General features: G+C 44.5%; 23 protein-coding genes and 1 tRNA gene. 15 read left to right on the plus strand and 9 right to left on the minus strand.

Annotation, left to right across the window (positions count from 1 at the left end):
* The first annotated feature begins 82 nt into the window (after positions 1–82).
* From NSS94_RS07590 to NSS94_RS07620, 7 genes are all read left to right on the plus strand, one after another.
* On the plus strand, positions 83–796 hold the full coding sequence (locus tag NSS94_RS07590; RefSeq protein WP_029516443.1) for an HAD family hydrolase: 714 nt from the start codon (positions 83–85) through the stop codon (positions 794–796).
* Entirely contained in the window at positions 793–1380 is a 588-nt protein-coding gene (locus NSS94_RS07595) for a GNAT family N-acetyltransferase (protein WP_029516444.1), read from the plus strand. The genes NSS94_RS07590 and NSS94_RS07595 overlap by 4 nt, the downstream gene beginning before the upstream one ends.
* A gap of 222 nt (positions 1381–1602) precedes the next feature.
* Positions 1603–2085, plus strand: coding sequence for a ribosomal maturation YjgA family protein (locus NSS94_RS07600; RefSeq protein WP_029516445.1), 483 nt, complete (start codon positions 1603–1605; stop codon positions 2083–2085).
* A 60-nt stretch (positions 2086–2145) separates the two neighbouring features.
* Complete coding sequence (locus NSS94_RS07605) at positions 2146–3357, plus strand: rhamnogalacturonan acetylesterase (RefSeq protein WP_209949683.1); 1212 nt, start codon at positions 2146–2148, stop codon at positions 3355–3357.
* A 115-nt stretch (positions 3358–3472) separates the two neighbouring features.
* The gene (locus tag NSS94_RS07610; protein ID WP_341039112.1) at positions 3473–4417 is read left to right on the plus strand and encodes a class I SAM-dependent methyltransferase; all 945 of its coding nucleotides are present in this window, start codon (positions 3473–3475) and stop codon (positions 4415–4417) included.
* Positions 4418–4723: 306 nt separating this feature from the next.
* Positions 4724–5281, plus strand: a complete 558-nt coding sequence (locus tag NSS94_RS07615) for a hypothetical protein (protein WP_029516448.1) — start codon at positions 4724–4726, stop codon at positions 5279–5281.
* Positions 5282–5311: 30 nt separating this feature from the next.
* A complete protein-coding gene (locus NSS94_RS07620) occupies positions 5312–5872 on the plus strand; it encodes a GNAT family N-acetyltransferase (RefSeq protein WP_029516449.1) in 561 nt (186 codons plus the stop codon).
* Position 5873: 1 nt separating this feature from the next.
* On the opposite strand, the gene NSS94_RS07625 is transcribed toward NSS94_RS07620, so the two are convergent.
* Positions 5874–6215, minus strand: coding sequence for a GIY-YIG nuclease family protein (locus NSS94_RS07625; RefSeq protein WP_209949591.1), 342 nt, complete (start codon positions 6213–6215; stop codon positions 5874–5876).
* Positions 6216–6370: 155 nt separating this feature from the next.
* Complete coding sequence (locus NSS94_RS07630; protein ID WP_029516451.1) at positions 6371–7129, minus strand: DUF2087 domain-containing protein; 759 nt, start codon at positions 7127–7129, stop codon at positions 6371–6373.
* A 218-nt stretch (positions 7130–7347) separates the two neighbouring features.
* Here NSS94_RS07630 and NSS94_RS07635 point away from each other — a divergent pair, with 218 nt between their 5' ends.
* The 3 genes from NSS94_RS07635 (at position 7348) to NSS94_RS07645 (ending at position 9045) form a co-directional block, all read left to right on the plus strand.
* Positions 7348–7563 carry a hypothetical protein gene (locus NSS94_RS07635; RefSeq protein WP_341039113.1) on the plus strand — a complete coding sequence of 72 codons (216 nt, stop codon included), beginning with the start codon at positions 7348–7350 and terminating at the stop codon, positions 7561–7563.
* 52 nt (positions 7564–7615) lie between these two features.
* Complete coding sequence (locus tag NSS94_RS07640; RefSeq protein WP_341039115.1) at positions 7616–8125, plus strand: hypothetical protein; 510 nt, start codon at positions 7616–7618, stop codon at positions 8123–8125.
* 77 nt (positions 8126–8202) lie between these two features.
* On the plus strand, positions 8203–9045 hold the full coding sequence (locus tag NSS94_RS07645; protein WP_341039116.1) for a barstar family protein: 843 nt from the start codon (positions 8203–8205) through the stop codon (positions 9043–9045).
* A 235-nt stretch (positions 9046–9280) separates the two neighbouring features.
* On the opposite strand, the gene NSS94_RS07650 is transcribed toward NSS94_RS07645, so the two are convergent.
* Positions 9281–9502, minus strand: coding sequence for a helix-turn-helix domain-containing protein (locus NSS94_RS07650; RefSeq protein ID WP_010349271.1), 222 nt, complete (start codon positions 9500–9502; stop codon positions 9281–9283).
* 344 nt (positions 9503–9846) lie between these two features.
* Here NSS94_RS07650 and NSS94_RS07655 point away from each other — a divergent pair, with 344 nt between their 5' ends.
* The gene (locus NSS94_RS07655) at positions 9847–10251 is read left to right on the plus strand and encodes a hypothetical protein (RefSeq protein ID WP_341039117.1); all 405 of its coding nucleotides are present in this window, start codon (positions 9847–9849) and stop codon (positions 10249–10251) included.
* A 43-nt stretch (positions 10252–10294) separates the two neighbouring features.
* Here the strand turns inward: NSS94_RS07655 and NSS94_RS07660 are convergent, their stop codons facing one another.
* Positions 10295–10600, minus strand: coding sequence for a hypothetical protein (locus NSS94_RS07660; RefSeq protein WP_318626831.1), 306 nt, complete (start codon positions 10598–10600; stop codon positions 10295–10297).
* 117 nt (positions 10601–10717) lie between these two features.
* Between NSS94_RS07660 and NSS94_RS07665 the strand changes: the two genes are divergently transcribed.
* A tRNA-Pro gene (locus NSS94_RS07665) sits at positions 10718–10791 on the plus strand.
* A 223-nt stretch (positions 10792–11014) separates the two neighbouring features.
* On the opposite strand, the gene NSS94_RS07670 is transcribed toward NSS94_RS07665, so the two are convergent.
* On the minus strand, positions 11015–12286 hold the full coding sequence (locus tag NSS94_RS07670; protein WP_341039118.1) for an MFS transporter: 1272 nt from the start codon (positions 12284–12286) through the stop codon (positions 11015–11017).
* A 521-nt stretch (positions 12287–12807) separates the two neighbouring features.
* Here NSS94_RS07670 and NSS94_RS07675 point away from each other — a divergent pair.
* From NSS94_RS07675 to NSS94_RS07685, 3 genes are all read left to right on the plus strand, one after another.
* Positions 12808–15699 carry a 2-oxoglutarate dehydrogenase E1 component gene (locus tag NSS94_RS07675; protein ID WP_340884812.1) on the plus strand — a complete coding sequence of 964 codons (2892 nt, stop codon included), beginning with the start codon at positions 12808–12810 and terminating at the stop codon, positions 15697–15699.
* 5 nt (positions 15700–15704) lie between these two features.
* On the plus strand, positions 15705–17003 hold the full coding sequence (gene odhB / locus NSS94_RS07680) for a 2-oxoglutarate dehydrogenase complex dihydrolipoyllysine-residue succinyltransferase (protein WP_341039119.1): 1299 nt from the start codon (positions 15705–15707) through the stop codon (positions 17001–17003).
* A 111-nt stretch (positions 17004–17114) separates the two neighbouring features.
* Positions 17115–17645, plus strand: coding sequence for a YfiT family bacillithiol transferase (locus NSS94_RS07685; protein ID WP_029516462.1), 531 nt, complete (start codon positions 17115–17117; stop codon positions 17643–17645).
* 98 nt (positions 17646–17743) lie between these two features.
* Here NSS94_RS07685 and NSS94_RS07690 read toward each other — a convergent pair whose 3' ends face one another.
* The 4 genes from NSS94_RS07690 to NSS94_RS07705 form a co-directional block, all read right to left on the minus strand.
* Complete coding sequence (locus NSS94_RS07690; RefSeq protein ID WP_203055906.1) at positions 17744–18751, minus strand: alpha/beta fold hydrolase; 1008 nt, start codon at positions 18749–18751, stop codon at positions 17744–17746.
* A 25-nt stretch (positions 18752–18776) separates the two neighbouring features.
* Positions 18777–19751, minus strand: coding sequence for a type I phosphomannose isomerase catalytic subunit (locus NSS94_RS07695; protein ID WP_029516464.1), 975 nt, complete (start codon positions 19749–19751; stop codon positions 18777–18779).
* 169 nt (positions 19752–19920) lie between these two features.
* A complete protein-coding gene (locus NSS94_RS07700) occupies positions 19921–20502 on the minus strand; it encodes a class I SAM-dependent methyltransferase (protein ID WP_029516465.1) in 582 nt (193 codons plus the stop codon).
* On the minus strand, positions 20503–21456 hold the full coding sequence (locus NSS94_RS07705) for a TIGR01212 family radical SAM protein (RefSeq protein WP_029516466.1): 954 nt from the start codon (positions 21454–21456) through the stop codon (positions 20503–20505).
* Positions 21457–21748 lie beyond the last annotated feature (292 nt).

Genomic DNA, 21748 nt, shown 5'->3' on the forward strand with positions numbered 1-21748 from the left:
TTTTTTTCTTTTACTTCTAATAGGAATTATTCAGTTTGTTTCAGCCTAATCGGTGTAAGAGGATGAAGGAAGGGAGCTATTTATGTCCATAGAAGCAATCATTTTTGATCTGGATAATACTCTTATTCATCGTAAACAGGCGTTTGCCGCATATACAGAGCGCTTTATAGAACGATTTATAGTGGCAGAAGAACCGGCGATCCGCGCGGCTGTCGTTGAACAGATACGATTGGCGGATCGGGACGGATACCGGGATAAGAGGGAACTGTATACCGAGCTGCATACAGACTTGGAACTGAAAAATCCCGATACGTCAGTACAAGAGATGCTGGGCTTTTGGTATAGTGAATTTCATAAGTTTACGGTGTTGATGGACGGGGCCAAGGAAGTATTGTCCGAACTGCGGTCGCGTGGCTTGAAGCTCGGTATTATTACCAACGGCTCACTCCGCACGCAGCAAGCGAAAATCGACCGAGTTATGCTGAGGGATTATGTGGATTCTATTATCGTATCGGGTGGCGTCAACATCCAGAAGCCTCATCCTCGAATTTTCGAGTTGGCTCTGAATGAGCTGGACATTGTCGATCCCGACCATGCCTGTTATGTAGGCGATCACCCGACAAATGATATTCGTGGTGCACAAAGTGCAGGATTGCATACCATCTGGCTGGAAGGCTTTATGACGTGGCAGGAAACGGGCATTGTACCGGACTATCAGATTGGGAGTTTGCGTGAAATCACAGGTTGGCTGGATCGTCGCAGTTATTCAACGAATAAGGAGGAGGGTGCATCATGAGTATGGAGCAGCAACCGAACCCGATTCTCTTATCGTTCCCTGATCAATTCCAAACGGAACGATTGACCATACGCGCCCCGCAGTGGGGGGATGGGGCGGCAGTCAATGAGGCGATGCGAGAGAGTGCGAATGAACTGCGGCCTTGGCTTCCGTTTGCAAGAAATCTTCCTACGGCAGAGGAATCTGAAATCCGTTCGCGCCAAGCCAGACTTAAATTTCTGGATCGGTCTGATATGATGTTGTATATATTTGATACGGTTTCGGGAGAATTTGTAGCCAGCAGCGGTCTGCATCGTATTGATTGGGATGCACGAAGATTTGAAATTGGGTATTGGCTCAGAACATCATGGACCGGAAAAGGCATTATCACAGAGGCCGTGCACGGTATTACGAATTTTGCCATACAGCATTTGAATGCCAATCGGGTGGAGATTCGTTGTGATTCCAGAAACACACGCAGCGCCAAGGTAGCGGAACGTGCAGGTTTTACACTGGAGGGGATTTTAAGAAACGTCGAGTATGATGAAGAGGGAAGCATGGCACACGAAATGGTTTTTGCCAAGGTGCGTGGTATTGAATTTTAGTATCCTCACATGAACAGTTTGGAAGTTGCTGATGGTTTGTACGATATTACGGAGGCTCATTATGATTAATTATTTTATGAAAAATACAGACAAGTTGGTGTGCATACAATATGTCATCAGCAAAAGGTTCAGCAATCTTGCAAGCGCTAACCAAAAGAGGATGCTTTACGAATTTCCAGCAGCTTGGCGAAGATGTCCCAGCATTAGGACAGGTGATTTAGCATGAGGAGCGTTCGTAAGAGCGTCAGCAGGAAGGCCAATCGGGAAATAAAGGCGAAATTCCGCTGGAAGGCCCGTGCTGCGTACCTAGTTGCTGTGCTGGTCACGATCTTGTTGGGTTTGGGAAGCCGAGTTTTCTCCTCCCAGTTGCCTGAATTCGTTGCTAATCACTTTGGGGATGCCTTGTGGGCGTGCATGATTTATTTTGGGCTGAGAATGTTGGGGGTGAATCGTCAATTGTCCGTAGCCCTGTGGGGCAGCTTGCTGTTTTGCTTCGCCATTGAGTTCAGCCAGATGTACCAGGCTCCCTGGATTAACCACATTCGGGCAACGACACTGGGCGGCTTGGTGCTTGGGAAAGGGTTCCTGACCGCGGATCTGATCAGGTACACGGTTGGCATTGTGGTATCCTGGGCGCTGGACCAAGGCTGTCAAAAGCTAGCGGGGATCAATACACGTATAGACGATGACAAACCACTCAAATAATCTGAAAAGCGAGGGTTGCGCTTGAAACAAAAGGGAAAGCGTCACAGGTTGTTCGGTAAGATGATTGGATTATGCGCAGGGTTCAGCTTGTTGTTTGCAACCATACTTATCCCAGGGCAGGCATTAGCCGAAAAACAGCTTGTGGCACCTCTTCGTTTTGATTTTGGCCCCGGCAAGGTAGCTGACGGCTACACCCAAGTCACTGCCAATGATGTTTACACGCCTGAGCGAGGCTATGGATTTACCGATCTTTCCAAAGTGAATGAAGAAGATCGTGGTGGAAGTGATGCTATACGCTCAGATTTTGTTCGTGTTCAAGGATCATCCTTTGTTGTCAATTTACCACCGACGGATTACACGCTTTCCCTGATTGCCGGAGATACTGCCGGAAACACAGACATTACGGTTAAAGCCGAGTCCATCGTCAAGGTAGAACCTACTGCTAAAACAGCAGGACAATTTGTCGAGGCTGGATTTGAACTTGCACTCATCGACGGTCAGCTCGAATTGTATTTCTCAGGTAATGAAGCGAAGATTAACGCTTTGGTTATTACCCCAAAGGATGCTCGAACGGCTGGAGAACATCCTTCGGTATACCTTGCGGGAGATTCTACGGTTCAAACCTATAAATCCGCGATGAAGCCTCAGGCGGGCTGGGGGCAAATGATTGCTCCGTTCTTCACAGATGAGCCTATTTTTGTGAACCGTTCTATTGGTGGACGAAGCACGAAAACCTTTCTGGTACAAGGGCGGTTAGATGATATTTTACGCAATATCCGTCCAGGAGATTATCTGCTCATTCAGTTTGGGCATAATGATGCCGCGATCAACAACCAAGAGCGTTATGTTTCACCCGCGGATTACAAAGTTTACTTAAAAACCTACATTCAAGGAGCCATCCAACGCGGTGCAACACCTGTGCTAATTACTCCTGTTGGCCGCCGGGATTATGATGCGGCAAGTGCCTCGTTTCGGATTAGTTTCCCGGAATATGTGCAGGCCATGAAGGAAACAGCATCGGAGACAAATGTTGCACTGGTCGATCTTAGCCGCTTGAGCGTAGCGTACTATGATACACTTGGACTGGAAGGAACACTCCCGTTATTTTTGCATGTGGAGCCAGGGGTGTATCCTGCATTTCCTGATGGAGTGAAGGATGATACTCATTTTCAGGAATATGGTGCGGAGCAAATAGCTCGGCTGGTAGCTCAGGGAATACGTGAGCTGAATATTCCTTTATCCTCTTATGTACAGGTGGAAGATTCGCAATAAAACATTATTTCCATAGCCATGGTATACTTAGAAAATAAGCTGGCCCTACCCAAAGATAACATTGTTTAGGCTTGGGTAGGGCTTTAATGTTCTGGATCTTAAGGAGGAAGCGAGAATGACAGTCGCTCAACTTCATAAACTTATTAACGGTCAACTCCTGTACAATCAGCATCGGAGTTTATTTTATATGCGTGAGGGTTCTGTTCTGTTAGGACCTTCAACGGAAATGACGTACTGGCTGACGCAGAGAAGCTCAGAACTGATCCTCATGCTTCAAGGCTTGAAGCGCCAGCATATGTATAACGCTTTTGTGACGGATGTAGCGGCTAAAATACTGTCCCAGTTTGTAAATACCAATCAATATCTACATTTTCACACAGCTCATGTGAGGGAGCTTACGGAGCTGTATGATCGACTTTTCACCCGGATTGAGAACCTGTTCCAGAAGAAATTTATAGATAGAGCAACCTTGGACTTACTGCTTCAGCAGCATTACGGGCATTTGAGAGATTTTTTAACTCGTACCAACGGACGTGAAATGTTTGCTAAGTATGCAGAGTGTGAGTATACCTTTTGGATACCTTGTGAGGAATATACGCCGGAGTTGCAAGCCAATCTGCTAGGATTGGACATTGCTCGTTTGCAAGAGCCTGTTCTAGATGTTGGTTGCGGATCTGAGGCACGGTTGGTTACTTATTTACGTGCCTGTGGAATTGAGGCTTACGGAACAGATCGGTTGGCTGAAACAGAAGGTTGGGTCACTCAAGGAGATTGGTTAGAGACCACCTTTGGGGAACGCACATGGGGAACGATCGTTTCACATATGGCATTCTCCAATCATTTTATACATCATCATCTGAAGGCAGATGGTAATATTCATGAGTACGCTCGCAAATATATGGAATTGCTTAGAGCCATTCGGCCCGGAGGGAGTTTTATTTACAGTCCGTGCCTTCCATTTATGGAAGGGCTTTTGGATGCCCGAATGGGTTATGAGGTAGAGTATATCCAGTCATCTGAAGGTTACAGGGCCACGAAAATAACGCGTATACATTCATAAGCGCTAGTAGTAGTCCATTCATTTGTCAGATTCCTTCTTGGAATGGTATTATAAGGATAGATATTACTCTATTTGGGATTCAGTTGATGATAGAAATTCTCATGACGCTAATTTGACACCATAGAGGATGATCATTAGCAGCATGGCTGCACTGAATAATAATGATTAGCCTACGGATAACTGAATTTTAGGGAAGATTAAACCATATTTTCCTAAAAGCCGATATATGGGAATGAGGCGAGAACATACTGTTATTAAACCCGCCCGAAAATGGATGTATATAATTGGGTTAGGAGAGTAGAAGAAGTGTCAGATCTGTATACGAAAAAAGAAGTAGAAGATTATGTAACCAACGTGGTTTTCGAACGACCTTTAGGTGTAAGCATTTCAGCCATTTTATTGATCTTTAATGGAGCACTTCTGTTGGTGACCCAGCTATTGACGCTTAATGCATTAAATGAGGCTGCTACGTTAGTAGGCATTTGTAGGGGCATGTTTCAAGGATTTATCGCGTTACTCGGTTTGGCAGGGACGACTGCCGGTATCGGCATGTTATTTGGTAAGAAGTGGGCTTGGTGGCTGGCAGTATTTTATTTTACATATGAGACCATGCGTTATACGTGTGCAATTCTGTTTATTCCAGATGTCCCTCCAACGTTGGGCGGTGTACAGTTAAACCCTGCTTTATACTACGTAAAATATGGTATGCGTATTATTTGGAATTTGTTGTTTACGTTGTTCATGTGTCGTAGTAAAGTGACAGGTTTTTTTCAAACAAGTGGAATCAGCAAGTGGAGAGCATGTATTGCATTATTCTTCATCAATGGAGTGATAGTTGGGATTGGCTGGTGGCTGATAAGATAAGGTTCTTCGATGTGAAGGAGGAGATAGATCATGGCAATGGAAACGTTTCCGATTTTAGAAACTGATCGGCTTCGTTTAAGACAGCTTACAGTAGGGGATGCGGAGGATGTATTCGGTTATTTCTCCAAGGATGAGGTCACACAATATTATGACTTGGAAAGCTTTACAGAGGTAGAGCAAGCCGAAAAATTTATTCGTTCGATGCTAACCAGATATGAGAAGCAAGAGGGCTTTCGTTGGGGGATTACATTAAAAAAAGCTCCTGAGCGGATCGTGGGTACAATTGGATTTCATAACTGGCAGAAGGAGCACTCCCGTATTGAAATCGGCTATGAGCTGGCACCGGAATATTGGCGGCAAGGTTTGATGACAGAGGCGATGACGGTGGTAGTGGATTATGGCTTTCATTTGCCGCAGGTTCACCGTATAGAAGCCTTCATTGATCCAGATAACGAAGGCTCCAAACGGCTGCTACTCAAAAGTGGCTTTACTAAAGAGGGTCACCTGAGAGACTATTTTTATGAAAAAGGTCAATTTGTCGACGCTATTATTTTTGGATACCTTCGGGAAGAGCATCCCGTGGATTGGTAATTTACAAATACCCTTTGTCCCCGTAAGGCTGGAGTCGATCAAGCCAGGTCTGCTCCAGCTTTGCTAGTGCATCCTTGACATCAAAGAACGCGGATTCCTTTTTCTTCAAAACGTCCAGCACTTCAAATTCAAACGAATCTTCGCCATACTCATTCCATTCCTGTTGCAGTTGTTTATTCTTAAATCCACCCATATTTAGCTCAAAACGCCGTCCATTCAGCGACTTTAAATTCGGCGTAGAAGAGACGAAAATTTTCCCATTACGTGTATTGCGAATGCAATAGATTCCTGCCTCTGTCTTCATCTCCATGTATTGCTGCACCAGTTCTTTTCTTCGATTCATTGTCGAATCCTCCTATTTGAGCATTTTGCATAAATCCCAAGAGCCTTTTCAAATCAGCAATGTATAGATCGAAACGCTTTAGTTCGTCTATATATTGTACCTACGAGCGTTGGGAATCGAATTATGCAAAATGCTGATTTCATAAGCGCCTAGCTTCAAGATTCCTTCAACCAATATTCACTGCCATCCGGTTTGCGATCCAACAGACTGTATTCAATCATATATCTTCGCACCGTGACATAATCGTCATACACTTCCTGTAAAATCGCATTGATATCCTTCTCATGATATATTTGTCCCTTCACAAAACGGCTCGCAATTTCACGCAGCACAATCAGCTTATGCTTTTCTTGCATTTTAAAGGTCTTAAGGCGTCCGTCTGTACCATTCGGAAAATACTTCGTGAGTACCTTTTGTCTTTCGTCTTCCGTAATGTTATAGCGTTCGTCCACCATCCGTGCTCCTATGGGTACTTCTACAATGGCGGGAGCGTGACGATCTTTCTCCTTTAGTAGCTCCATTAATGTGAGAAATACTTTGGCCTGTCGTTCTTTTTCTTTGAGACCAAAGCGATGATTGCGTATGGTGGATGCGCTACCGATTCCGGTTTCCTTTTGAATGTCCGCATCGCCCATGCCTTGATAAAATAACTGAAGCAACCGATTCTGATGATCCGTCAGTCCAGTCAGCTTTTTGTCCAGACCGATCAAATAGTCAAAGACCGAACCGTACGTCCGCTCAATATGAAGTCGCATGTACCTCTCCGCGTCATAAAATACCCCTTGATCCTGATATATGATGCCTTGCTCAAATCGCTGTCCGTCCAGCAAGCAAATGACCTGCTCTCCTTGGCGAATATATCCACGCTTCAGTTCTTCGATACCAGCATTCCAGAATAGTTCGGAATGATCCATTTTAGCAAACACCTCGATTAAATGATGATTATTTTATAGACAATATAACATTTTGTTTATTCTAAATCAATGAGTGGATATCTCTTTAGGGTTTCGACAATGTTCGCTATATACAAAAGAGACATCAGATTGTTATCATATGTAAATTATTGAATTACATTTAAGACTGCATAGTTGCTATATATTGTAATAAAGTGGGCTGGTAAACTATGAACAGAATGCGTTTAGAAGAAGTCATAGAAAGTGGAGATTTAAAGGAAGCGGTAAAGATTATAGAGGATGTGGGTGAAAAGCTTGCTGGAATCTTTAGAGCTTTTTACATGATTCTTTTATTAGAGAGGTTTGGTTGGAGTGGTAAAAAAGGCTGTTTTATTCGTGATCATCATTGTCATTGCATATATAGTTGTATCCATTACAACAGGAAGTCCAATTGAAAGAGTCAAATTTGGGAGCAACGTTACTGACTACCTACATAAAACATACACTATGAACTGGAAAATTGATTCAGTAGATTATGACCTTAAGAATGATAAATTTATAGCTAATGTGATCTCTGGATTAGGGATTTCTTTTTTGGTGGAAGAAGACTATTATGGGCAAATGATGGATGACTATGCCTCTTCTGTGTGGAGAGATGAGCTAAAAGAAGCTGTAACACAAAAAACAAAGCAAGTTACAGGATCAGATGCAGAAGTCATCGTAAATGTATCTAGTATGGGGCAGGATGCTTTAACCTACCATGACGAGGTTCCAAGCTATTCTATGGTTAGTCAAAAACTCTCCTCAGAAGCTTCAATTTGTATTAAAGGTAACTTTTCGGCCACTCACTATCTGCAAGAGATGTTGGAAATAAAGCAGTGGATTGTTGAAAAGAAGTATGAGGCTTCGTTAACATTTAAGTCCGAAAAGGGGAAAATTTATTTTGCAATACCTGCAGAAGATCTAAAAAAAAATAAAAAGTGTAGAGGATCTCAATCCTTATCGGCTTCAAAATAATTGATTATTCTATCTAAGAAGCTAAAAATGATTCCTTAAATGCTACATTCCTTATAATTATTGTGAGGAGATATGATATGAAATATAGATTTGCTGTCATTGACGATGAAAGTGGGCTCACGGTTGGTTATTGTAGAGATGTGGTTGGCTTAACGGGTGATATCATTGTCGAAACGTATGAAAAGGTTATTTTTGAACAATTTGTCTTTAATGAGGATTTCATAGGAAACATAATAAAGACAAAACAATCTGTACACAACTTGTACATTGCTATTTTAAATGATGAAGAAAAAGTGATTGGAAGCTATCATTATCACCTACCTGAATCCTACATAATCCATAAACTAAACTACAATAAAGGAAACTTCAATCTGGAGTTAACAGGTATACTTGAAACGAAGCCCTCCCCTGTGGAATTAAGATTATGGGAGTTTTTAAAGGGTGCTCAGTCGCTTGAAAATAATATATGGCAAGGCTTTTCTAAAGAAGAACGGTCCGGGTGGCTAAACGTGACTAGAATACATTCTGCATCTAATCATTTTGCTAGACTGGATAAACGAGGAGAAGTCTACACCTTGGACGGCGAATACATATCTGATTTTACAACATTTTTCATAGCACTTGGTGAAGCGATTAATGGACCCGGAGGGTACTATGGATTTAGCTTGGACAGTATATCGGACTGTCTCTGTGGAGGTTTTGGAACAGTAGGACCGTTCACGATCCATTGGAAAAACGCACATTATTTCTTGAAAAGATTCGAGGAAGAATGGGATCAAGAAGAGAGATGTTATAGATTTTCACCACAGCAATATTTTACGGATCTTTTAACGATCTTAGTATCAGGTGGTGTTACCGTGAATTTTTTTTCGAATAAGATAGCAAAGCAAGAAGGGGATTTTGAAATGGATATAAATTAATGCAACCACCTTTTTGCATATAGATATTTTGGAAGGTATCTAGGGAATGTACAGATTCAAAGTAAAAGTGCTTTGGAGTTAGAAAAGGATTATTCAGAAACCCAAGTCGTATGTTAGCGTCACTGGTCTGACTAAGGAAATAGAAAGGGATTACGGTGTCAAATCTAATTGATCGGGAAGATCGGTAAAAAAGTATTTTAAATATTATACAAAGAACAGAGAGCCGTTAAGCATGTTAACGGCTCTCTTCGTCGTCTTCTGGCAAGTATTCGATCAGTTCACCAGGGAGTACGCCAAGGGTTCTACAAAGTGTATTCAAGGTTGGAAAGTCAATTCGGGCATTTGCGTTGGAGGCCAAAGCTTTAACCGTATTCCTATTAATTCCCGTAATAGAAACAATATCTTTCTGTTCGAGTCCACGATCCTTCATAATTTTATCAAGAGAAAATCTAATCACAACAATTCCTCCAAAAAGTAATTAAGTAAACTAGTTGGCATGTATAAAACAGAGGTGTATATTTGTAATCAAGTAATCTAGTTAACAAGATTATAAGTTAACTAATTTGATGCCTTCATAGTATCAAAATGCTTTAAAATTAGCAACAGTCACTATTTTGATAATCCTAAAACAAATAAATGCGTGAGGTGGCTTAAAAACCGTATAGAAGTTTCCTTGTGAAATGCATATAACAACGTTCCAAGATTATTTTAAGTGGTTTTAAAATGGATAAATTGTAATACAGGTTAATATTTCATCGAACTAAGCTGTGATAACTGGACAAAGGAATGGAGCGAGGATGTATGACAGAATGGGTAATGGGATTGGAACGGGTATCGATGGTTCAGGGACCGTATGATTCACCTCATATGTATGAGATATACGAAGGGGTTCTTTATGACCATCAATACTTTTTTTACCTCGAAAATGGCATACTGTGCGTGCGACATGTGAAGAAGGTGGAGCAATCATATCATACGCATCTTTATCTGGATGGAGAGAGCGGAGGTCTGCAACTGGCAGCGGGTGTACAAGGGGAGCTTATGCAAGTTGTCACGGAGATCATCGAGCGCTTGCGCGCCAAGGATGGACTGACATTTTTATTCGATGAACTGCTGTGGCTACATGGTAGGGGCCCCATTGAATTAAACCTTTTCAATAAGAAGGATGAAGTGACCTTAGGTGGCAGACAATTTGCTACGAAATAAATGATTCTTATGCTTTATATCATGGAACTTGTCGAAATAAAGCTTATGATTTCACCGAATATATCAGTTGTTGACTGATGAAAATGAGCGGATTCCGAATCCATATGGTCAATTCCAGCATCACAGCATCGGCAGAAGGACTAAAGCCCCAATCACCTCCGAATAAAATGTTTTGCTGCTGCTCTAATATAGGTGACTGAGGTTCTTCCAAGCCATACTGTTCTTTGAATCTCTCTTTCGTTTCATGATCTATGACAAGGTTATCCTGTGCAAAGGTATAGCAGATAGGAACGCTTAACTGTATTAAAAGAAGTAATGCAATGGGGATAAGTAATTTTTTGCTTTGCATGGTTAGCTCCTATGATCTCTGTTTTTGACCTCTTAACGTGAAAATAATCCCTTTACAGGATTTTATGACCAGAATATAATAGTAAATAACAGCATCGATCTACATACACTGGGTTATCGGGGTATAGCGCAGCTAGGTAGCGCGCACCCTTGGGGTGGGTGAGGTCGTGGGTTCGAATCCCGCTACTCCGATTTCAATCAAAATGTCCTGCTGATGCAGCTAATGCGTCTGCCGGGCGTTTTTTTTTTGAATATTACATACCCTATTAGTCTTTGTCTCTACTGGGTTTTGACGAGCTAGTCGTATGCAACGAATGTATGAAGCCACCTCTGAACTGGATTCGGAGGCAGAAGTGGCAACTCAACAATCGCAATCGCTGGCGGAATGGTCTGCTGTATGACTTTTTCAGTTTCCCTATAAAGTTTCCTGAAGGGTCTTGGAAGAAGTATTGTAATCAGCATAACGGGGAAGCACAATAGTGTAGTATATTCCTACAATAACGGTACAGATCCCAACTAATAAAAACAAGACTTCAATTGAAATAAATGAAGGAAAGCTTATAGCAATGAAACCTAATGTAAGAGACTGGGACAGCATCATTAACGGATTAATCAAACCTTGCACACGTCCCATCATTTGAGGATCTACAATACGAGGAAGCCATCCTCCTATACCAATGTTAATGAACGGAAGTATCAGTGCGATGACAAAGTTGATAATCAGGAAAGCATAGATGTGGTTAACAAATCCAAGTGTGCACATACCCATTCCGGCTACCAGAACTCCCGCTGCAATCATTTGGTGTAGTTTTAGCTTGGCAGAGATGAGAGAAGCGATTAGGGTACCAAGCAACACACCAGCCCCAAAAATAATACCCGTCCATACCATATACTGCTCATAGTTGCCTGGAGCTAGCTTATATTTAAGAATAAACATCGGTAAAACGCTAAAACCACCATTTAAAATACCGAACATAAAAAAGCCTGAAACCAACCAAAGCAATAGTCTGTTGCGTAATATGTAAAGAAATCCTTGGTTAAAATCGATCATGACAAGTTTGAATTTTAATTGTTTAAATTGATGTGCCCCGTTCGGAAGGCGTACTTCCTTTGGAATTTTGCAGGAACGAATAAGCAGTGCGGACACAATAAAAGAAACAGCATCAATTAGGATGGCTCCAGTAATTCCAAAGTGCCAGTAAACGACAGCCCCGAGAGTTCCTCCGAATAGCATGAAAAGACTCCCCATCATTTGATTGAGGCCTGCGGCAATGGTGTAATCATCTTCGCTTAATATCCCCTGTATAATGGCACTTTCGGCCGGGAAGAAAAATTTGGAGGCAGCACTACGGATGAACAGGAGGGCAAATATCAAAGGAATCGAATCGACCCAAATAAAAATAAGCAAACATAAGGATAAAAAAGCGCTGATCCAGTCACAATTAACAGCAATTTTTTGTCTGTCCATCCGATCTGCCAGCACTCCAACTACGAGAAATACTACCAGCATCGGAAGCGAATACATTAACTCGGCAAGCGTTGCATAATAAGGCTGATTTGTAAACCGTTTCAACAAATAAAACATGAATGCAGTAACCCCGATAATTCCTCCCATTTGTGAGGCGAAGGTTGCCAGAAAAAACCTGACATAATTCTTGTTTCTGAGTACTTGTTTTAATCCAGTCACAGTTCCATCCCTTTCGCTTTCAAAGCGGTTTTTAGATGCCTAATTAAAATAATAGTGAAAAGTAGGAATATTGTACAGAAAAGTGACTTTAATGTCACTTTACGTTTGAATTTGCATCGTATCGGACCTTGTGCCTTTTAAATTCTGCTGTTGACGGTAATCATAGTGGGGTGGACTCGGAAGTTGCATTCAAACTCGTTTGGCGTTATGAGGTGCAACATAGACTAAATAACCAGCTGTTAGTTGATATTCGACGGCTGGTTATTTAAGTTGCCAGGTGTTTGATTACAGATTAGCCCGATTCATCTCATTTACGCATGGATATGTTGAGAAAAAGGAAATGCTCATAGCTAGAAAACTTTATACAATGGAAGAGGAATAAGAATTGTGAAATTCGACTTTTGATGAAGAATTTCATATAATGTGAGCATATTGTGAACAACTTAAATTGAAGATTAATAAAAAAAATGAAAATGATTTCCGTCCAGCTATGAATTTCAAAATTTGACGGAGGGAACGAGATGACAATGGAAGAGAGCAGCAGACAGGTACCTTGGCAGGCGTATTACGGACCTAATCTAGGTTATGTGCAGGACCAGTATGAAAAGTATGTAGCGGACCCCGGAACGGTTGACCCGGCTTACCGCGAGCTATTTGATCAATGGGGTGAGCCGCCACAATCCGAATACTCGGCTGCTTCCATGATAGACAACAAATTGCAAGGCCCCCCCACAAGCGCTTTGGGGCATCTTGATTCGAATACATTACAGAAAGCGGTTACAGCGGGTAAAATGGTATGGAATATTCGTGAATACGGACATTTAGCCGCCCAAATCGATCCGTTGGAACTGGATGCAGAGCAGGATACACGCTTGCTTAATCCAGCATCTTACGGTTTAACTGAACAAGACTTGAAGGCTTTTCCAGCTTCTTTAATATGGGATAACGCTCCTGCGGGAACACTTAACGGATGGGAAGCCATTCAACGGTTACGTGTAGCATACACAGGTCCGATTGCCTATGAATTTAGTCATATTCATAACGAGGAGGAACGCCGCTGGCTGAACAGCTATGCAGAATCCGGCTGGTCCTCCAAGCCCCTCACCACACAGGAACGCAAGTCGTTGCTGAGCAGATTGGTAGAAGTAGAACAGTTCGAAGAGTTTTTGCATAAAACATTTGTCGGACAGAAACGTTTTTCCATCGAGGGTAATGATGTGCTTGTCCCTGTTCTCGACGAGATTATTCGTCTAACCACAAATGCAGGAGCAAGTCATGTCCTGATGGGCATGGCGCATCGCGGCCGTTTAAATGTACTAGCTCATGTGCTGGGCAAGCCTTACAGTAAAATTTTCTCTGAATTTCATCATTCGCCGAATAAGGATTTGATTCCGTCGGAAGGTTCCACAGGAATTAACTACGGCTGGACTGGCGATGTGAAATATCATCTGGGTGCTGATCGTTTTGTAAAAGATGGGGGAGCGGTGCAGGCCCGTCTGACATTGGCGAATAACCCAAGTCACCTGGAATATGTGAATCCGGTGGTACAAGGATTTTCACGAGCTGCACAGGAAGACCGCAGTGAGGCTGGTTATCCGAAGCTGGATGTGAGCAAGGCAGCTACCATTATTATGCACGGTGATGCTGCTTTCCCAGGTGAAGGTATCGTGGCAGAATCACTTAATTTCACGAATTTGCGCGGCTTCCGCAATGGCGGTTCAGTTCATATTATTGTGAATAATCGTCTGGGCTTTACGACAGAGAGTGTTGATTCCCGTTCGACCCGTTATGCCAGTGATCTCGCTAAAGGCTATGAAATTCCAATTGTGCATGTGAACGCGGATAATCCCGAAGCTTGTATTGCAGCTGCTCGTATGGCTGGCGAATATCGCAATCGTTTCAAGAAGGATTTTCTGATTGATCTGATTGGTTACCGTCGTTATGGTCACAATGAATCCGATGACCCGGAAACAACACAACCGCTGGTATATCGTAAGGTGAAGAATCATCCGACGGTGAGCAAATTGTATACTCAAAAGCTGGTGAAGCAGGGGATTGTGGACGAAGCGTTTAATGCCGGCCTCATTGAAAAGGTGCAAAACAGACTGAAGGAAGCGCATGAGCAGGTGAAGAATCAACCGGAACAAGAGCCGGAGATTACTCCTGTGAAGGCGAAAAAGAATCAGAGTTCTGTGGTACGTACTGCAGTGGAATTGAAAAAACTGCGCCAAATCAATGAAAACCTACTCAAATGGCCACAGTCTTTTCACGTATATCCGAAGCTGGATCGAATTTTACAGCGTAGAAAAACCGCTCTGAACGAGGGTGAAAAGGTAGATTGGAGTTTGGCGGAGACGCTGGCTTTGGCTACCATTCTCGCAGACGGCAAGCCTATTCGTATGACAGGCCAAGATGCGGAGCGAGCTACATTTGCTCACCGTAACCTTGTGCTGCATGAGCCTGAAACAGGCCGTACACATTGCCCGTTGCATACATTGCCGGAAGCACGTGCTTCGTTCAGTATTCATAACAGTCCATTGTCTGAGGCATCTGTCCTTGGCTTTGAATATGGCTATAACGTGTATTCTCCTGAAACGTTAGTGATTTGGGAAGCACAATTCGGCGATTTTGCCAACTGTGCACAGGTTATTTTTGACCAATTTATTTCCGCAGGCCGTGCCAAATGGAGACAGAAATCGAGTCTGGTGATGCTGCTGCCGCATGGTAGCGAAGGACAAGGACCAGAGCATACGAGCGCACGTCTGGAGCGTTTTCTCCAGTTGTCCGCACAAAATAACTGGACTGTCGCTAATTTGAGCAGTGCCTCCCAATATTTCCATCTGCTGCGCCGTCAGGCTGCATTAAGCGAAAGTGAGGAAGCCCGCCCGCTGGTGATGATGTCGCCGAAGAGCCTGATTCGTAATAATCGTGTCGCTTCGCCTGCTTCTGAATTCAGCGAAGGAGCATTCCGTCCTGTGTTGGAACAGCCTGGTCTGGGTGCACGTCCGGATCGTGTAGAACGCATTGTACTGTGCAGTGGCAAGATTGCCATTGATCTCGAAGAAGCATTGGAAAAGGATAAGAATGAGGCAGAAGAGCGTCTGCATATTATTCGTGTGGAGCAGTTATACCCTTTCCCGGAAGAGGAAATTCGGAATATTTTCGGACGCTTCCCGCATGTTAAGGAGTTCGTATGGGCTCAGGAAGAACCTAAAAATATGGGGGCTTGGAGTTACATTGAACCTCGTCTGCGGAATGTTGTGCCACAGGGAGCAGAAATTCGTTACGCAGGCAGACCAGATCGTTCAAGCCCGGCCAGCGGTTATCAGCAAGTACACAGCCTAGAACAACAGCGAATTATTCAATCGGCGTTGAAGCAGGATTCCAAAAACAATATTACACTGGGGAGGTAGCGGCTGTGAGCGATATTATAGTGCCGGCAATGGGAGAATCCATCACGGAGGGAACAATCTCCAAATGGCTTGTGAAGGAAGGGGATTCCGTAGGACAGGGAGATGTTCTGCTGGAGTTGGAAACCGATAAGGTCAATCTGGAAATTAGTGCGGAAGAAGCAGGTGTGGTGCAGAAAATCCTTCGTCAGGAGGGAGATACTGTGGTCATTGGTGAAGCTGTTGGTCTGATCGGAAGCGGCAGTGGTAGTGCGGATTCAACCGGTGCTGGAGAAGTTGCAGCGACTCAAGCGCCTGAAGCACCGTCCGTAGCGACTTCACCGTCTTCCGTAGGAGGCGGCGTTAAAGTAGAAGAAAAGTCTGCACCGCCTATTTCATCGAATAGCGACGGAAATGGCCAGACGGCATCACCATCTGCACGGAAGTTAGCGCGTGAGCGCGGGATTGATCTTGAGCAGGTACAGGGAAAGGACCCGCTCGGACGTGTATTCCAGGAGGACGTAAAAACGCATAACAGCGCTGAAGTATCACGTGCAGCATCTATATCTGCGTCTCCCGCTACTAGCAAGCCTGCGCCTCCGTCTCCAGCGCAAACGGAGTACAGCAAGCCTGTGGAACGCCAGCGCATGTCTCGTCGCAGAGCGACGATCGCTAAGCGTCTTGTTGAAGCACAGCAAACAGCTGCCATGCTGACCACTTTTAATGAAGTAGATATGACCGCCATTCTCGATGTGCGTAAACGCCGTAAAGATAAGTTTAAGGAAAAACATGATGTAGGCTTGGGTTTTATGTCCTTCTTTACGAAGGCAGTGGTTGGTGCTCTCAAGCGCTTCCCTACCGTGAACGCTGAAATTAATGGCGATGATATCGTACTGAAAAAATACTATGATATTGGGATTGCTGTATCTGCCAAGGAAGGTTTGGTTGTGCCAGTTGTACGGGATGCCGATCGTCTTGGCTTTGCTGAGATCGAGAAGAGCATTGCAGATTTGGCTGGCAAAGCACGCTCCAATTCGCTTTCTCTGGCCGACTTGCAAGGAGGAACTTTTACCATAACCAATGGAGGTATTTTCGGTTCCCTGCTGTCTACGCCAATTCTCAATACGCCGCAAGTGGGGATTTTGGGAATGCATAAAATCCAACTTCGCCCGATTGCCATCGACGAGGAACGAATGGAAAATCGTCCGATGATGTATATCGCGTTATCCTACGATCACCGGATTATTGATGGTAGTGAGGCAGTTCGTTTCCTAGTAACGGTCAAAGAATTGCTGGAAGATCCGGAATCATTGTTACTAGAAGGATAAAATAAATTGGGCAAAAGCAGACTCTTGCGAGTCTGCTTTTTTTCCTGCATAGTTATCACATAAGGCTACAGACATTACTGTCAGTAGATGTAGAGAAGGGCGGGAACTGTTTTGGACAAAGACTTGCGCTATCCGATAGGATCATTCGTTGTTCCAGACACCATTACAGAAGAACAGCTTATCGCATGGATTCACGACATTGCTGAATTGCCTGCACAGCTGCGTCTGGCGGTCGAAGGACTGAATGAGCAGCAGCTAAATACGCCTTATCGTGAAGGGGGCTGGACGATAAGGCAGGTAGTTCATCATGTGGCAGACAGCCATATGAACAGCTATATCCGTTTTAAACTGGCGCTGACGGAGGATACACCGACGATCAAGCCATATGATGAGGGACGTTGGGCCGAAATACCAGACGCCAGGGAACTTCCACTGGAGCCCTCGTTGCAATTGCTAGAAGGACTGCATGAACGGTGGGTGACCGTGTTGCGATCGTTGGGAGAGGATCAGCTACACCGATCGTTTATTCATCCTGAATCGGGCCAGACGATCCGCCTGGAACGAAACATCGGTATCTATGCCTGGCATGGCAAACATCACACAGCTCATATTACTTCCCTGAGAGAACGAAATGCATGGTGATTTTTAAAACTAACCCAAATGGAAAATAAAAAGGAATAAGAAAAGAAACCTTCAATCCCACTTTAATCGTGGTTTTAAAGGTTTCTTTTCTTATTTCCTCACAAGGCTGATGACTTGGACGAGGTTGATTGTTCAGGTTCATCGGAGGCTCCAGACAATGTGGAAACAGAGGTCACCTCTGTATTAACATGACGGTCGAGCCAGTCTACGATGTCACTCATCACCTCGTCGCGGTTTGTTTCATGAAGCATCTCATGGCGACCATCAGGATAGAGGCGATACTCTATGTCCTGAAGCTCTAGGCTTCGATACATTTCCACTAGTGACAACACGCCTTTACCGAACAAACCCACTGGATCACGATCCCCGGCAAAAATATAAACTGGCAGTTTGGGATTGATATGTTTCAGCGAGGAAGGCCAATGGATTTCTTGCAATAGCCTGAAAAAATCCAGAAAAAAGCCTGTCGTGCAAATAGCTCCACATAATGGGTCGTGCACGAACTGATCTACTTCCTCAGGATCACGGGACAGCCAGTCGAACGCTGTGCGCACCGGACGAAAGGCACGATTAAAGCCTCCAAAGACCATAGCGTTGAGCAACATACTGCGATGATCCATTCCTTGCAGTTTGGCTTGCAGTAGAGCAACTTGCTCTCCGAGTTTTAGAAGACCACGTCTTCCGTTGGTTCCCGATAAAATAAACCCATGATACGTCTGCCGATCGTCATACATAATTTTTTGGGTTAAAAAGGACCCCATGCTGTGACCCAGCAAAAAACGAGACTGTTCAGGGAATTCCTTAGCCACAATTTCGCCTAGCTCCAGCATGCCATTTGCCATTCGATTAAACGCATTAGCTCCTGGCATACCCAGCTTATCAGGATCACCAGCCGTGCGCCCGTGACCGATATGATCGTTGGCATACACACCGTAACCGCAAGCAGTAAGCTTTTCGGCCAGTCGGATGTACCGATAGGACGTCTCGCACATACCATGCGAAATTTGAACAATCCCCTTAATGGGCAAATTCTGATCAGGCAGCCAGCGGTAGGCAAAAAGCTCTGTTCCGTCATTTTCAGCGATGGTGAAGGTGTATTCCCGCATAATTAGACATCACATCCTTTAAGCTTTAAGGAAGATAAGATCTAAGTACGGTCATTCCGTCATTCAGCGTGTAACCGCTCAGGTTAGCGGGCAACAGGAAGCAATCTCCAGCTTTACAGGAAAGAGACTCGGTATTATTGTTCCATGTTATGGTCCCACTGCCTTCACAAATCACGAGAATGGTGAAGCTGTCTTCCGTTGTAGAAAGTGCCCAACTTCCATCTACGATACCCTTTTCCACAACAAAATACTCACAGGCTGCCAGCTGGAGCCATTTTCCAGGCTGTAAGCCGTCCGTTTTCATCGTTGTTGCGCCTGCACCTGCGTAGGAGGTTACATTGAGGGAATCCTCGATATGCAACTCACGAGGCTTGCCATCCAGTCCGGGGCGATTATAGTCATATAAGCGATAGGTAGTATCCGAATTTTGCTGGATTTCAGCAACGACAACGCCTGCACACAGTGCATGTACGGTTCCAGCGGGGATGAAGAATGTATCGCCTGCTTCGACTGGAACCTGGCGCAAACTGCCGAGGATGTCCCCACTTTCAAGAGCTGTACGCAGACTCTCGCGGGTTACACCTTCGGTCAGACCATAAATAATCTTGGCATCCGGCTTGGCATCAAGCACGTACCACATTTCAGTTTTTCCTAATTCTCCGGCTGGAAGTCCTTTGTAATCATCTGTCGGATGCACCTGAACGGATAAGTCATCATTACAATCCAGTAGTTTGATCAAAAGTGGGAATCGTCCGCCTTTTTCCGATACACCCTTGGCCCCGAGCCAATCTTGCCCGTAGGTCTCGCGAATTTCATCCAGTCCTTTGCCTGCCAGCTCACCATTGATGACCGTTGTTGTTCCGTTTGGATGATCGGCAATCATCCATCCTTCCCCGATATGTCCTTCTGGTGGGGTTAGACCAAATTGCTCTAAGGCCCGTCCTCCCCAAACTCTCTCTTTGAACTCAGGTTGAAATTGCAGCGGGTATGGCTTTAGCATAATTTCTCTCCTCCATAATGAGTAAATGAGTGTGATCTAACAGAATAGGGAAATCAATAACGTGCTGATGGGCAATAAACTGGGATGAATAGCGCCCAAACGAGCTAAAAAAATGATATATGTAAGGCGGCTAAAAAAGCCGCTCATAACCTGAGTTTAAAATCCGACATTATTTCTTCTCAACTGCCACTACGTAAGGTGAAGCGGCTCGTTGTAATTGACGATAAATAATGCTTTGACCGCTGGAGACCGGGAGAGCAGAAGCCCATTGAAGAACGGCATCTGCTTCTTCACTTCCTCCAGCATGCCCTGGATAGAGTACGGCAGTCAGAATGCCGCGTGGTCGCAGCAATTGTAAGGCAGCATCCAGTGCGACGAGCGTACTATGCGTATGCGTGATGACCGTAGGATCGGCGCCTTCGGATGGCAAGTAGCCGAGGTTAAACATGACCGCAGCGACTTTGCCATGCAGCATGTCCGGAACGGCCTCCCGCATTTGCTCATGACCTTGTAGTAGTAGCGATACTTCTGCTAATGAAGGTGAAGCGTTTTCTTCCAGTCGACGACGGGCGCAATGCAGTGCTTCTTGCTGGATGTCAAAGCCATAGACACGGCCCCGTTTGCCAGCAGCTTTTGCCAGAAATAACGTATCTGCTCCTGTACCGACGGTAGCGTCTATAGCAGTATCGCCTGGCTGCACCCGCGTAGCCACCAATTGATGAGCGTAGCTCAGGACGGATAGGAATCCCATTTAAGGTTGCCTCCAGTATTTTCCCTGCCACGTTTCGCGTGACTTCAGTTCATGATCAATGGCATTGAGCACTTCCCATTTTTTGAGCGACCACATGGGTCCCACTAGCAAATCGCGTGGGGCATCTCCGGTTAACCGATGAACAATCATTTCGGGAGGTAAAAACTCCAGCGTATCAACAATCAGCTTCACGTATTCGTCCTTTTCCAGAAAGCGTAGCAATCCCGCTTCATACTGCTTGACCATAGGCGTTTTGCGCATGAGATGCAGCAGGTGGATTTTGATACCCTGCACATCCATAGCCGCTACTGCACGTCCCGTATCAAGCATCATTTCATGCGTCTCTTGGGGCAGACCATAAATAATATGGGCGCACACGCGGATATTCCGCTTGCGCAACTTTTCCACCGCCTCCAGATAGCATTGAGTATCATGAGCGCGGTTAATCAGCTCTGAGGTCGATTCATGGACGGTTTGCAGACCCATTTCGACCCACAGGTACGTGCGTTCGTTTAGCTCGGCAAGGTAATCCACTACATCGTCAGGCAGGCAATCAGGACGTGTAGCGATGGACAGACCGACAACGCCGGGCTGCTCCAGAATTACCTCAAAGTATTCTCGCAGTTCCTCAACCGGGGCATACGTATTCGTGTAGGCTTGGAAATAGCCAATATATTTGGCGTTTGGCCATTTTAGATGCTGTCGATCCCGAATCGTATTAAACTGGGTGACCAGATCATCACGACGACGCCCGGCAAAATCACCCGATCCGCGTGCGCTACAAAAGGTGCAGCCCCCTTTAGCGATGGAGCCATCGCGATTCGGACAGGTAAAACCCGCATCTAGCATGACTTTGAACACTTTATTTTGAAATTGCTCACGCATTTCGTAATTCCAAGTGTGGAACCGTTTATCTCCCCACAGGAGAGGAGCAGGCAATAAATCTGTTTTCATGGGTGTACTCCTTTTTTTACGATCACCCTATTGTAACAAAAATTAGTCTTCATTGGGAATCATTTGACCGAACAAGTCAATAAAATGTGCGGATTTCACGGCGTTGCGGATTGAAAAAGGTTACACAATATGTTATATTGTAAGCGGTACCAGACATACAATAAAAGGACTGTTTTCGATCCTGAAGATAAAAGTTATCCCGTTGCTAATGATTATTCTTCAGGGAGGCAGCTATGCTGTTTCTAACGCCTGTTTTAGGGTAAGTGCACGTCGGTTCCATCACAAATAACCC

The sequence above is a fragment of the Paenibacillus sp. FSL L8-0644 genome (assembly GCF_038008165.1).
Lineage (GTDB): Bacteria > Bacillota > Bacilli > Paenibacillales > Paenibacillaceae > Paenibacillus > Paenibacillus polymyxa_D.

Bases quoted from the DNA above. Each gene is read 5' to 3' on its own strand.
- NSS94_RS07590 (WP_029516443.1), top strand. From the start codon at position 83: ATGTCCATAGAAGCAATCATTTTTGATCTGGATAATACTCTTATTCAT.
- NSS94_RS07595 (WP_029516444.1), top strand. From the start codon at position 793: ATGAGTATGGAGCAGCAACCGAACCCGATTCTCTTATCGTTCCCTGAT.
- NSS94_RS07600 (WP_029516445.1), top strand. From the start codon at position 1,603: ATGAGGAGCGTTCGTAAGAGCGTCAGCAGGAAGGCCAATCGGGAAATA.
- NSS94_RS07605 (WP_209949683.1), top strand. From the start codon at position 2,146: ATGATTGGATTATGCGCAGGGTTCAGCTTGTTGTTTGCAACCATACTT.
- NSS94_RS07610 (WP_341039112.1), top strand. From the start codon at position 3,473: ATGACAGTCGCTCAACTTCATAAACTTATTAACGGTCAACTCCTGTAC.
- NSS94_RS07620 (WP_029516449.1), top strand. From the start codon at position 5,312: ATGGCAATGGAAACGTTTCCGATTTTAGAAACTGATCGGCTTCGTTTA.
- NSS94_RS07625 (WP_209949591.1), bottom strand. From the start codon at position 6,215: ATGAATCGAAGAAAAGAACTGGTGCAGCAATACATGGAGATGAAGACA.
- NSS94_RS07630 (WP_029516451.1), bottom strand. From the start codon at position 7,129: ATGGATCATTCCGAACTATTCTGGAATGCTGGTATCGAAGAACTGAAG.
- NSS94_RS07635 (WP_341039113.1), top strand. From the start codon at position 7,348: ATGCGTTTAGAAGAAGTCATAGAAAGTGGAGATTTAAAGGAAGCGGTA.
- NSS94_RS07640 (WP_341039115.1), top strand. From the start codon at position 7,616: ATGAACTGGAAAATTGATTCAGTAGATTATGACCTTAAGAATGATAAA.
- NSS94_RS07645 (WP_341039116.1), top strand. From the start codon at position 8,203: ATGAAATATAGATTTGCTGTCATTGACGATGAAAGTGGGCTCACGGTT.
- NSS94_RS07655 (WP_341039117.1), top strand. From the start codon at position 9,847: ATGACAGAATGGGTAATGGGATTGGAACGGGTATCGATGGTTCAGGGA.
- NSS94_RS07660 (WP_318626831.1), bottom strand. From the start codon at position 10,600: ATGCAAAGCAAAAAATTACTTATCCCCATTGCATTACTTCTTTTAATA.
- NSS94_RS07675 (WP_340884812.1), top strand. From the start codon at position 12,808: ATGACAATGGAAGAGAGCAGCAGACAGGTACCTTGGCAGGCGTATTAC.
- NSS94_RS07690 (WP_203055906.1), bottom strand. From the start codon at position 18,751: ATGCGGGAATACACCTTCACCATCGCTGAAAATGACGGAACAGAGCTT.
- NSS94_RS07695 (WP_029516464.1), bottom strand. From the start codon at position 19,751: ATGCTAAAGCCATACCCGCTGCAATTTCAACCTGAGTTCAAAGAGAGA.
- NSS94_RS07700 (WP_029516465.1), bottom strand. From the start codon at position 20,502: ATGGGATTCCTATCCGTCCTGAGCTACGCTCATCAATTGGTGGCTACG.
- NSS94_RS07705 (WP_029516466.1), bottom strand. From the start codon at position 21,456: ATGAAAACAGATTTATTGCCTGCTCCTCTCCTGTGGGGAGATAAACGG.